The sequence below is a fragment of the Cellulomonas sp. HZM genome (assembly GCF_000708885.1).
Lineage (GTDB): Bacteria > Actinomycetota > Actinomycetes > Actinomycetales > Cellulomonadaceae > Cellulomonas.
Genome location: NZ_JEOE01000026.1, coordinates 1 through 11,798, shown reverse-complemented (window position 1 = coordinate 11,798; position 11,798 = coordinate 1). Strand labels below are relative to the sequence as shown.

The 11,798-nt window shown below is 73.5% G+C and carries 9 protein-coding genes, 1 tRNA gene and 1 pseudogene; 7 read left to right on the top strand and 4 right to left on the bottom strand.

What is annotated here, in order from left to right:
- Positions 1-146: 146 nt before the first annotated feature.
- From AW16_RS0112680 to AW16_RS0112670, 3 genes are all read right to left on the bottom strand, one after another.
- Positions 147-2,090: an Ig-like domain repeat protein gene (locus AW16_RS0112680; protein WP_029290922.1), complete on the bottom strand. Its 1,944-nt coding sequence runs from the start codon at positions 2,088-2,090 to the stop codon at positions 147-149.
- 88 nt (positions 2,091-2,178) lie between these two features.
- Positions 2,179-2,251 (bottom strand) — tRNA-Arg (locus AW16_RS0112675).
- 48 nt (positions 2,252-2,299) lie between these two features.
- Positions 2,300-3,286 (bottom strand): YafY family protein, encoded by a 987-nt coding sequence (locus AW16_RS0112670; protein WP_029290920.1) that lies wholly within the window; start codon positions 3,284-3,286, stop codon positions 2,300-2,302.
- 63 nt (positions 3,287-3,349) lie between these two features.
- Here AW16_RS0112670 and AW16_RS0112665 point away from each other — a divergent pair, with 63 nt between their 5' ends.
- Entirely contained in the window at positions 3,350-4,495 is a 1,146-nt protein-coding gene (locus AW16_RS0112665) for an epoxide hydrolase family protein (RefSeq protein WP_029290918.1), read from the top strand.
- A 15-nt stretch (positions 4,496-4,510) separates the two neighbouring features.
- On the opposite strand, the gene AW16_RS0112660 is transcribed toward AW16_RS0112665, so the two are convergent.
- The gene (locus tag AW16_RS0112660) at positions 4,511-7,174 is read right to left on the bottom strand and encodes a LuxR family transcriptional regulator (protein ID WP_197021621.1); all 2,664 of its coding nucleotides are present in this window, start codon (positions 7,172-7,174) and stop codon (positions 4,511-4,513) included.
- A 397-nt stretch (positions 7,175-7,571) separates the two neighbouring features.
- Between AW16_RS0112660 and AW16_RS0112655 the strand changes: the two genes are divergently transcribed.
- From AW16_RS0112655 to AW16_RS0112630, 6 genes and pseudogenes are all read left to right on the top strand, one after another.
- The gene (locus AW16_RS0112655) at positions 7,572-9,140 is read left to right on the top strand and encodes a phage tail sheath family protein (RefSeq protein ID WP_029290915.1); all 1,569 of its coding nucleotides are present in this window, start codon (positions 7,572-7,574) and stop codon (positions 9,138-9,140) included.
- Positions 9,141-9,192: 52 nt separating this feature from the next.
- Positions 9,193-9,672 carry a phage tail protein gene (locus AW16_RS0112650; protein WP_029290913.1) on the top strand — a complete coding sequence of 160 codons (480 nt, stop codon included), beginning with the start codon at positions 9,193-9,195 and terminating at the stop codon, positions 9,670-9,672.
- Entirely contained in the window at positions 9,669-10,178 is a 510-nt protein-coding gene (locus tag AW16_RS0112645) for a hypothetical protein (RefSeq protein WP_029290911.1), read from the top strand. Before AW16_RS0112650 ends, AW16_RS0112645 begins: the two co-directional genes overlap by 4 nt.
- 2 nt (positions 10,179-10,180) lie before the next feature.
- The gene (locus AW16_RS18655; RefSeq protein WP_197021620.1) at positions 10,181-10,354 is read left to right on the top strand and encodes a DUF6760 family protein; all 174 of its coding nucleotides are present in this window, start codon (positions 10,181-10,183) and stop codon (positions 10,352-10,354) included.
- Positions 10,347-10,811, top strand: coding sequence for a phage tail protein (locus AW16_RS0112635; protein ID WP_051681926.1), 465 nt, complete (start codon positions 10,347-10,349; stop codon positions 10,809-10,811). The genes AW16_RS18655 and AW16_RS0112635 overlap by 8 nt, the downstream gene beginning before the upstream one ends.
- Before the next feature lie 28 nt (positions 10,812-10,839).
- Positions 10,840-11,798: pseudogene (locus AW16_RS0112630) on the top strand (hypothetical protein); the annotation flags it as partial.

The following is an 11,798-nucleotide window of genomic DNA, read 5'->3' as shown; positions in this document are numbered from 1 at the left end:
CACCGGTTCCTCCCGACCTGTCCGGGTACGTCCGATGCTGGCTGAACTGCACAGATGCGTCAACCGCATCCGCTCACCCCGTGAGGGGTGAACCGGTCGGCGTCGACCCGCTCACACCGGTCGGCGTACGGGCGCCCCGAGCACGGTCAGCGCACGACGTACTTCGTCGTGACCGACCGCGGAGCGATCGTCGAGCTCCCGTTGTACCGAACCGCCACCTTGCCCCTGTGCTTGAGAAGCACTCGCACGTCCGCGACGTACGACCGGCCGTGAGCGACCAGCTTCGTGGTGGCGACCCGGTGGCCGCCGACACGAACCGTGACCGTGCCGGTGGACGGAGTGCTCGCTCGGACGACGACGTGGATGCTCGTGCGCGCGCCCCGCTTCACGTGGCTCGCGCGCACAGTGACCGTCGGTGTCGCCCGACGTACCGTCATCGACGCCGTCGCGCGCGAGCCCGCGAACCCCGCCGACGGCGTGAACACCGCGGTCAGGCGATGCGCGCCCGGCTGCGCGGTCGCGGGCACGGAGAGCGACACCCTGCCCGACGACGGGAGCGCGACCCCCGCCGCGATGGTTCGCGAGCCGTCCATGAGGCTCACCCGTCCGCGCACCGCCGCTACGCCTCCGTCAGCACGCGTCACGACGACGGACACCTTGGCCGGGGAGCCGTACACCGCGCCGGCCGTCGTCATCCGCGTGACTGTCGATACGAGCGGCGTGGGCGCCGTCGGGGCTGCGGGCTCCGCCAGGCGTACGCCTGCCGTTCCCGCCCTGACGCCACGGACCTCGACCATGACGTCGAGCTCCGCCGCGAGGTCGTAGCAGCCGCCGGGCACCGCCGGCACGTCGAACGCACCGGCGGCGTCGGTCGTCGTCGTGGGCATGTGGCCGAGATCGACGGTCGCGCCCGACACGCAGTCGACCTGGGTGCCCGTCACGTGGACGCCCGCTGCCGGGGAACCGTCGGCGCGCGTCACCGACCCGCTGACGGGATCGCCTCGGGTCAGAACCTGCCTCGCGAGCATCGTCGTGCCCTCCGGCAGGTCGATCACGCGCACGACCGGTGCATACCCCTCCGCGTCGAAGTAGAGCCGGTACTGACCCGGGGCGAGGCTCCCGATGGAGTACAGCCCGCTGGCGGAGACGTAGCCGCTGACCCCGAACGGGCTGTCCATCGGGTAGACCGCAACCGTGGCTCCGATCGCCGGCGACACACCGCCAGTGACGACGGCGGCACGCGCGAGCTCGACGTCGGGCACGAACCCTCGTCCATCGACCACGTCGACGACGGCATGCCCGTACTGGTAGTAGCTCGACCCGACGAAGGTGACGTCGTAGTGCCCGTCGGGCACGCCACGCGCACGGCTCGTGCCGTCGGCCTGGACCACTCCGCCGTACCCAACCTTCTTGCCGGTCGTCGAGTCGGTGACCCTGAGCGAGATCTCGCTCAACGCGTGGCCGCCCGGGCTCGTCGCACGTCCGACGACGACGCCGCCCTCGGCGACCAACACGTCCGCGACGGCGACGTGGCCGGCCTCCACCGAGACCGTGCGTCGCTCGACGCCGTAGCCCACGTCGGTCGTGACCGCGTAGTCGCCCGGGACCAGGTCCTGGACCCAATAGCGACCCTGTTGGTCGCTCCACGTCGTGGACGTCCCCGATGCGCCCGTCACGGTGACCTTCTCCGTCGCAGGCGTGCCGTCGTGGTAGGTGACGACACCGCGCAGGTCGACCAGCGTGGTCGCCTTCACCGTGACCGCGGTCACCTCGCCCTCCACGACGGTGAAGCTCACGCGAGCCAGGTCATACCGATCCGACAGCAGGTCCATCCGGTAGTCGCCGGGGGCCGCAGGCTCGACGCCGTACGGGTCGTCGACGTACGCATACCCCGGATCGCCCTCGTACGTGGCGGCCGCGAGCTGCATGCGGAGATTCCCCATCGGAATGGCGTCGTCGAGCCCGTCGAACTGGATGACGAACCCCGTCGGCGCTACCGCGACGGCTGGCGTCGCCAGTCCCAGGAGGGCCACTGCGAGGGTCACGACGGCGGCGGCGGCGGAGCGCACGGGGCGCCGGAGGGAGAGCATGGATGAGCCTTCGTCGAGCAGCGGTCAGGGGCCCCGGGCGGGGACGGTACACAGGTATCGGCACGCCGAGGCAGAGAGATGAGCGGTGTGCGCCTGGGCAGATTCGAACTGCCGACACCCGCTTTAGGAGAGCGGTGCTCTATCCCCTGAGCTACAGGCGCGAGGGGACCGGCGAGCCCGATCACTCGTGCCTGCGGTCCTCGTGGATGCTACAGGAGAGGCGCCGGCCGCTCCGTGGTGGTCCGGGGGCCGGCGGCCGCGCGGCGGAACCTCGCGGCGAGGCGGCCGAACGCCGCCGCGAGCTCGTCGCCCTCGATCACCTCGACATCGGCGTCGAGCTGCGCGAGCCACAGCGCGAGCCGGTCGGGGTCGTCGGACCCCAGCTCGAGCCGGCACGTCGACGCGTCGACCTCCTCGAGGTCGAGCGGGATGCCGATCAACGCCCTGACCCGGGCGGCGGGAGCGTGCACCAGGACTCGGGCGCGGTACGTCCAGGAGGCCGTGCTGACGCGGGCGACGACGAGATCGACGGCCTCGTGCTCGGCCATCGGGCGCGGTCGGAACCTCGCTCCGGTCGGGTGACGCAGCACCATGCGGTCGACGCGGAACACCCGCCAGTCGTCGCGGTCGAGGTCCCACGCGAGCAGGTACCAGTACGGCCCCCACCTGACCAGGCGCTGCGGTTCGGTGTGGCGGTCGGCCTTGCCGCCGCGCTTCGTCGTGTACCCGAACCGGAGCCGCTCGTGGCCACGGATCGCGGAGGCGACCGCACCGAGGGCCGAGACGTCGAGCGCCGGCTCCGGGTTGGGGACGGCGCTCGTCGACTCCCGCACCGCCTCGACGCGTCGACGCAGCCGCGAGGGCAGCACCTGCTCCAGCTTCGCGAGCGCGGTCAGGGACGTCTCCTCGACCCCGAGCCGCTGGGTGGCGGCCGCGCCCAGGGCGACCGCGACCGCGACGACCTCGTCGTCGTCGAGGAGCAGCGGCGGCATCGCCGTCCCGGCGGCCAGCCGGTACCCGCCCGCGACACCGGGGCGCGCGTCCACGGGGTAGCCGAGCGCCCTGAGCCTCGCGACGTCGGCGCGCACGGTCCTGGTGCTGACCCCGAGCCGGGCGGACAGCTCGGTGCTCGTCCAGTCGCGCTTGAGCTGGAGCAGGGACAGCAGCTCGAGCAGGCGGGCGGAGGTCTGCAGCACGATCTCGAGGATGGCAGAGATAGCGGAAGCAAACCTGCCGCATCGACTGGGAGCGTCACCGTCATGGACAAGGACACGACACCGGCCCCCTTCCGCATCGACATCCCCCAGGCGGAGGTCGACGACCTGCGTGACCGGCTCGCGCGCACGCGCTGGCCGATCGCCACGCCCGGTCGTTCGGACCGCACCGACTTCAGCCGCGGCATCCCCCTGCCCTACCTCCAGGAGCTCGCCGAGCACTGGCGCGACGGGTTCGACTGGCGCGCGCAGGAGGCGCGGCTGAACCAGCACGAGCAGCTCACGACCGTCGTCGACGGCCAGATTTTCCACGTCGTCCACGTGCGCTCGGCGAACCCGCAGGCCATCCCGCTGGTCCTGAACCACGGGTGGCCCGGCTCGTTCGTCGAGTACCAGCACCTGATCCCCCTGCTGACCGACGAGTTCCACGTGGTGATCCCGTCGCCGCCCGGCTTCGGGTTCTCCGGCCCGCTGTCGGGGACGGGGTGGGAGCCGGCGCGGACCGCGGAGGCATACGCCGAGATCGTGACGCGCCTCGGCTACGAGAGGTTCGCCGTCCACGGCACCGACATCGGCTCGGGCATCGCCGGCCTCCTCGCGGCGCGCCACCCGGCGCGCGTCATCGGCATGCACATCGGGTGCGAGTCCCGGTTGCTCGCGATGGTCGGCGACAAGTTCCCCTACCCCGACGGCCTGTCCGACGACGAGATCGCGCAGATCGACGCCGTGCGCGCCGACGCCGCAGCCGACCGCGGCTACCTCGAGATGCACAACCACCGTCCCGACACGATCGGCCCGGCGCTCACGGACTCACCCGTCGCGCTGCTCGCGTGGATCGTCGAGAAGTTCAAGTCGCGCAGCGTCGGCGACGCCCGGACGCCCGACGAGACGGTGGACCGCGACCAGCTCCTGACGAACGTGAGCCTGTACTGGTTCACCCGCTCCGGCGCGTCGAGCGCGCAGCTGTACTACGAGGGCGAGCACTCCGGGATCGACTACTTCGGCATGGCCCCCGGCGTGCCGTCCGGGTGGGCGGTGTTCGACACCCACCCGCTGATGCGGCGCGCGATGGACCCGTCGGGGGCGATCGGCCACTGGACCGAGCACACCGAGGGCGGCCACTTCCCCGCGATGGATGCCACCGGGCTGCTCGCGGACGACCTGCGCGCGTTCTTCCGCAACCTGTCGTGACGCCGCGGAGCGCGGCTACCGCAGCACCTCCGCCAGCCCCTCGCGCGAGTGCACGCCCGTCTTCGCGAACACCCGCGCGAGGTGCGAGTCGACGGTCCGCACGGACAGGGTCAGCCGCGCGGCGATCGCCCGCGACGTCATGCCTCCGGCGGCCAGCGAGGCGATCTCGCGCTCGCGCGGGGTGAGCGCGACGGGGGGCTCGAGCGGGGGCAGCCACAGGCCGGCGCGGTTGAGGTCGCGCTCGGCGATGCGGGACAGGTCGGGGTCGTCGTGCACGAGGGCCGTGACGTGGGCCGCGACGGAGGCCGCGCGCGAGCCCTCGACGACGGTCGCGAGCTCCGCCACGCGCGCCAGCACGTCCGGTGAACGGTTGCCGGCGCGGACCAGGCGGTGCAGGGCCTCGAGCTCGACGCGCGCGTGCCCGCGCGACGCCGCCCACGTGGCGAGCGCGGCGGCCTCGACCGTGAGCCCCGGGTCGCGCAGCCAGCCGAGCGTGTCGAGCACGAGCAGTCGGATCTCCGGCTCGAGCGCGGACGCGGCGCGCAGCGGCTCGCCCGCGATCCCCGCCAGGAGCTGGCGGGCGGAGGACGACGAGCCGGACGCGGCGACCGCGAGCGCCTCGGCGGCCAGCGTGAACGAGGCGATGCCGCCGCGGTCGCTCACGCGCAGACGTGCGTTGGCGGCCCGCAGGTCGGTCGCGGCCTGCGACCACGAGCCGTGCGCGACGCCCGCGAGGCCGCGGCCCGCCTGCGCGGCGACCCAGTCGACCGGCACGGCCTCGTCCTGCACGGCGTGCAGCGCGTCGACGCGCAGTGCCGAGACGTCGCCCTGCCACAGGCTCGCGAGCATCCCGACGAGCGTGATCTCGCCGGTCGCCCAGCGGTAGCGCTCGCCGTGCGCGCGCGAGACGGGCAGGTACCGGGCGCACAGCGCGAACGCCTCGGCGAAGCGGCCCGAGTCGGCGAGCGAGATGACCGTGGGCGCGACGAGGCGCAGCGCGACGGCCGGCGACGTGGGGTGCGCGAGGACCGCGAGCGCCTCCGTGCGGGTCGCCGCACTCTGGCCCGCCCAGCCCTGGCGCACGAGGCGCGTGACCGCGAGCTCGTCGGCCCAGGTGCCGAGTGCGTCGACGGACGTGAGCCACGCCGCGGCCTCGTCGACGAGCTCGAGCACCTCCGTGATGTCGGCGCCCGACGAGTGCATCGTCGCGGCGAGGATCTGCACCGCGTCGGAGTGCCGTGAGGCGAGCTCGGCGTCGGGGGTCCCGGACGCCCGCACCAGGCGCACCACGTCGGACGCGTCACGGCTCGCGCGCGCGAACTCGCTCTGCGACCACCACGCCTCGGCACGCACGATCGTGAGCCGCGCACGCTGTGCGTCGGCGAGCGTCCCGGCCCGCAGCGCGAGGTCGACGAGGCGCACGACGACGTCCGCCTGCTGCAGCGTGAACGCCTCCTCGATCGCCGCGTCGAGCCGCCCGGGACCGACGTCGAGGCCGGAGTCCATCGCGAGCATCACCGACCGCACGAGCGACGCACCCGTCGACGCGTGCGTGGAACCGGCGACGAGGTCGAGCACCTCGCGGCGCCGGCCGCCCGGGACGCGTGCGCGCACCGCCTCGGCGTACAGCGCGTGCGCGAGGTCGACGACGACGTCGGTCCCGCCCGCGGCCGACAGCTGCGGGCGCATCGTCGCGACGCCCATGTGGACGAGCTCGTCGACCGCGGCCCGCGGGACCACGTCGAGCAGCAGGCTCATGGGTGCGGGGCACAGCAGCGCGACGACCTCGAGCGCGCGGTGCGCCTCGGCGGACAGTCGTGACACGTCGTTCTCGACGAGCTCGAGCAGCCGCGCGCCCGACGCGGCGCGCCCGGTCCACACCCACACGCCGTCGAACTCGCGCAGCGCTCCCGACGAGCGCTCGGCGCGCACCAGCTCACGCGCGTGGAACACGTTGCCGCGGGTCTCGCCCCACAGCCGCCGCACGGTGTCGGCCGTCGGGGTGCCGGCCAGCTCGCCCGCGAGCCAGTGCTCGAGCTCGTCGACCGTGAACGGCTCGACGTCGATGCGGTCGACGACGTCGTCCTTCCACAGCTCGAGCCACGGCGAGCCCGCGGCACCCGAGGGCCGCGACGTCGCGACGAGCAGCACGTCCCCCTGCCGCACCAGCCACCCGAGCGCCTGGGCCGACGCGACGTCGAGCAGGTGCGCGTCGTCCACGCGCAGCACGAGCGGCGAGCCGGCCGAGAGCGCCGCGAGCGAGTCGGACAGGGTCCGCACGGTCCGCGCGAAGCTGCCGATCGCGAGCAGGCCCTCGTCGCCCAGGAGCGGCTCGAGCGCGGACAGCGGGAGCCCCGCGCGGCCCGCCGCGCCCGAGAGCGCGACGACGTACGGCGCGCGCCCGTCGATCGTCATCTCGTCGAGCGCGCGTGCCGCGAGCGCCGTCTTGCCCACGCCCGCCTCGCCCACGACGAGCACGCTGCGACCGTCGCGCAGCGCGGCACGCAACGCCTCGACGGCGTCCCGCCGCGACGCCGGCATCACCCAGGTCCGCGTGCGTCCGGCGACGCGCGGCCGACGGGCCGCCCGGGGCCGGTCGATGCCGCCGGGAAGGTCCCGATCGTCCCGCTCGTCCCCGGCGCGCGCGGAGCCGCGCGGCTCGCGGGATGCGGGTGGCACGGGCGGGGCACCTTTCGACCGGTCGCCGGCGACGACGAGGGCGGGACCTAGGTCCCCCATGATGACCGAACCCCCTGTGACCGGCGCCAGGACCGCCCGCAACGTGGACGATCCGGCCCGACACCCTGCCCGCGAGCGCGCGACTTCCGGTCGAGAGCGCGCGTCTGGACACGCGCTCTCGTCCGGAACGAGCGCGCTCGCGCGCGGCCCGAGCCGACGCCGAGCCGACGCCGACACGGGCGCCGAGCGGGCGTCGCGCAGACGTTGCGTAGCGATTACCGATGCCCCTGCGGACGCCCGTTCCTAGCCTCGGGGACGACTTACCTGCGTCTCCAGACCGCCCCGCGCCGGTTGCCCGACCCCAACGCGGGGGCCGCCGCCGAAAGAAGGATGGCCAGTGCCCACTTACACCGCACCCGGCGTGTACGTCGAGGAGATCCCCTCCTCCCAGAAGGTCCTCGCGTCGGCACCCACCGCCGTCGCCGCTTTCGTCGGCTTCACCGCGCAGGCGCCGCAGGACGACCCGAACGACCCCGACGGCCTGGCCCCGCGCCTGGTGACGAGCTGGACCCAGTACGAGGCGCTGTACGGCGGCTTCGTCGAGGGCGCCCTGCTCCCCCTGTCGGTGTACGGCTACTTCCTCAACGGCGGCGCGTACGCGTACATCGTGCGCATCCCCAACGCCGAGCCGTCGGGCGAGCCCGCACGCCTCGAGCTGCCCGCCGTGGACCGCTCGCTGGGCCTCCCGCTCGCGATCGAGTCGGTCGAGCCGGACGCGGACATCACGGTCGTCGTCCAGGCCTCCGAGGCGCCCGACGACGAGGACGGGCCCGCGCCGTTCACCATCACGATCGTCGAGGCGGGCGAGCCCGTCGAGCAGTACGAGGACCTGACGCTCGGCGGCAAGCGCGACGCCGCGACCGTCATCAACAAGACGTCGACCAAGGTCAAGGTCGAGCTCAAGCTCGCCGAGGACGTCGACCTGTCGAGCCAGCTCGAGCTGCTCAAGCCCGGTGCGTACGCGCTCGAGAAGGCCGAGCCGGTCAAGGTCCCCGTCTCGGGCCGCAAGTTCGCCGGCTCGGAGACCGCCCGCTCCGGCATCAACGGCCTCGCGATCGCGGAGGACGTCACGATCGTCGTCGTCCCCGACCTGCTGACCGCCGCGACCAAGGAGGACGGCTCGCTCGACCTCGGGCTGTGGAAGGCCGTGCAGACGAGCCTCATCGCGCACTGCGAGCTGCACGCCAACCGCGTCGCGATCCTCGACGCCCCTCCCGGGATGTCGCCCCAGCAGGTCAAGGAGTGGCGCTCGGACGCCGCGCAGTACGACTCGGCGTTCGCGACGCTGTACTACCCGTGGGTCAAGGTCGAGAACCCGACCGGCACCAACGGCAACAGCGAGATCCTCGTCCCGCCGTCGGGACACGTGGCCGGCGTGTGGGCGCGGACCGACGAGACGCGCGGCGTGTGGAAGGCCCCGGCCAACGACACGATCCGGGGCGTGCTCGACGTCGAGCGCTCGATCACCCAGAACGAGCAGGGCGTGCTCAACCCGATCGGCATCAACGCGATCCGCCCGTTCGGCACGCGCGGCATCCGCATCTGGGGTGCGCGCACGCTCGCGTCGGACACCGACTGGCAGTACATCAACGTGCGCCGCCTGTTCAACATGATCGAGTCGACGATCCTCGAGGGCACCCAGTGGGCCGTCTTCGAGCCGAACGACGTCGCGCTGTGGGAGGGCGTCAAGCGCACGCTCAACGCGTACCTCAAGGGCCTGTGGCAGGCGGGCGCCCTGTTCGGCTCGTCGCCCGACCAGGCGTTCTTCGTCAAGTGCGACGAGACGACGAACCCGCCCGAGTCGATCGACGCGGGCAAGCTCGTCGTCGAGGTGGGCATCGCGCCGGTCAAGCCGGCCGAGTTCGTCATCTTCCGGATCAGCCAGAACAAGCAGGTCGCGAACTGACGCGTCCGACGCGCCGCGACCACCCCACCACCCCTAGACGAGGAGCACGCAGATGCCCAACGCCCTGATCGACTCGGACCCGCTCATCGCGCAGAACTTCTTCCTGGAGATCGACGGGTCCGTCGTCTCCATCCTCTCCTCGGTGTCGGGCCTCGACATCGAGATGGAGGTGGCCACCACCCAGCAGGTCGGCAAGGACGGCAAGTCGCAGACCATCAAGACGCTGGCCGGCCGCAACAAGCAGGGTGACATCACCCTCACCCGCCTGGCCCCGCCGGACTCCACGCAGGACAAGCTCTGGCAGTGGTTCCACGACATCCGCAACAAGGGCATCCTGCAGTCGGACCGCACGAACAACCGCAAGAGCGGGTCGATCGTCATCTTCGACTCGACCCACAAGGAGGTCGCGCGGTTCAACTTCACCAACGGCTGGCCGAGCAAGATCTCGACCGACCAGCTGAGCGTGGACTCGAACGAGCCGGTCAAGGAGAACGTCACCCTCACGATCGAGACGCTCGAGCGGATCAAGTGACCCTCAAGACCCGGTACGAGTTCACGCTGCCGCGCGGCTACGTCGACCGCGACGGCGCCGTCCACCGCGACGGCGTCATGCGGCTCGCGACGGCGCGCGACGAGCTCGAGCCGCTGCGCGACCCCACGGTCACGGGTCCCGACGACCCGCGGCTGACGATCGTGGTGCTGGCCCGCGTCGTGGAGAGCCTCGGCTCCCTCGCGCTGGTCACGCCGCACGAGATCGAGGGTCTGTTCGCGGCGGACCTGGCGTACCTGCAGGACTTCTACGGCGTGATCAACTTCGGCACCGCCGAGGAGTTCGACGAGTTCGTCGCTGCGCAGCGCTCGCTCGGTGCGGCGCCGGGGACCACCTCCCCGGCGCCCGCCGAGGCGGCCGACCCGGCACCGGCTCCGGCCGGCCCGCCGTCGGCCGACGCCCCCGCACCCGACGCCTCCGACGCGCCCGTCGCCCTGCCGCGCCCCGGCCGGTCGGCGATCGAGGAGATCCGCACCGAGGCCCGCTAGCGATGCTCCGGTATCCCGTCGACGCGCTGTGGCAGGAGATCGCCTACCTGGCGTACCACCTGCACTGGCCGTTGTCCGACCTGCTGGACCTGGAGCACATGGACCGCGTGCGCATGGTGCGCGCGGTGTCCGCGATGAACGCCCGAGCGTGGGAGGCGGTGAGGGACAGTGCCTGAGCAGCCGCTGGGCGGCGACGCCCCCGTCGCAGCCAACTTCCTGTTCGAGGTGGACGGCGTCGAGATCGGCACCTTCATGGAGGTGACCGGCCTCGAGCTGGTCGTCTCCACGCAGGAGTACGTCGAAGGTGGTCAGAACCAGTACGTGCACCGGTTCCCCGGCGTCATGCGCTGGCCCAACATCGTGCTGCGGCGCGGGCTGGTGAGCTCCGACGCTCTGTTCCAGTGGGTCGGCAAGAGCTCGGGCGACGGGTTCGGCGGCAACCAGAACAAGCTCACGCGTGCGACGGGCGCGGTGACGGTCGTCGACCACACCGGCAAGCGCCTGCGCTCGTGGGAGCTCGACGGCGTGTTCGCCGTCGCGTGGTCGGGGCCGCAGCTGGCCGCCGACCTCAACGCGCCCCTCGTCGAGACCCTCGAGGTGGCGCACAACGGGTTCAAGGCCAGCACCGGCTGAGCCGGCCCGCACGACGACAGGACGACGAGTGAGCGGCGAGACGCAGCGCGCGACGGTCGGGAGGAGCCTCCCGACCGTCGCCGGCGTGCCCGCGGCCACCGGCGGCGCCGACGACCGCAACCGCCTCGGCCGCTCGGTCGCGCGCCGCATGCAGGCGCCCGGCCCGCGCGTCGGCACGCAGCGGCCCTCGCGGATCGGGTCGCTCGCGTCGTCGTCGGCCCGCTTCTCCGCCGGGTGGGGGCGGCCGGTCGAGGTGCGGCGCGCGCTCGCCGGGCCCGCGTCGCCGGTGCGCGTCCGCTCGTCGGCCGGAGCACCCGTCGCGCCGCCGCGGTGGTGGGCGCAGACCGCGGCCCTGCGCACCACGGTCGACGAGCAGGACGTGCGCGAGACCCCCCGCGGGCTGCCGCTCATGGTGCAGCGCGTGCCCACCGAGGCCGGGCGTCGTCCCGGTGCGGTGCCCGCACGGCTCGTGCCCGAGACCATCCGGGTGCGCGTCGCCGACGACGTGCGCGCGGCCGGCCGCATGACGACCGCGTCCGACGAGGCCCGGCCACGCTCCGCACGCGCCGCGGCAGTCGCCGCACGCGATGCAGCACGAGACGCAGGACGAGACGCCGGCCGGGCGGCCCCACCGGGGAACTCCCCGGGGGCCGGGCACGCGTCGCCCCCCGCGCCGGACGGCCGGGGCGCCCGGTCCCTCGCGCCGACGACTGCCGGTGCGTCGACCCCGTCGCCGGCCGCGTCCGCCTCGTCGGCCGCGTCCTTCTCACCTTCGCCCGGTGCCTCGTCGGGTACCACCTCTCCCGCCGCGCTCCTGCAGCACGCGGGCTCGCGGTCCGCGGCGCCGTCGCCCGGCGGGCGGCTGCTGCGCCGGCGCGCGCTCGCCACCGCCGTGACACGGGCCCGGACCGAACGGGCCGTCGCGGCCGCCCCCGCCGGTCGCGGCGGGTCGGCGGGGGCTGCCCGCCGCGGGGGGCCCGGGGGGGC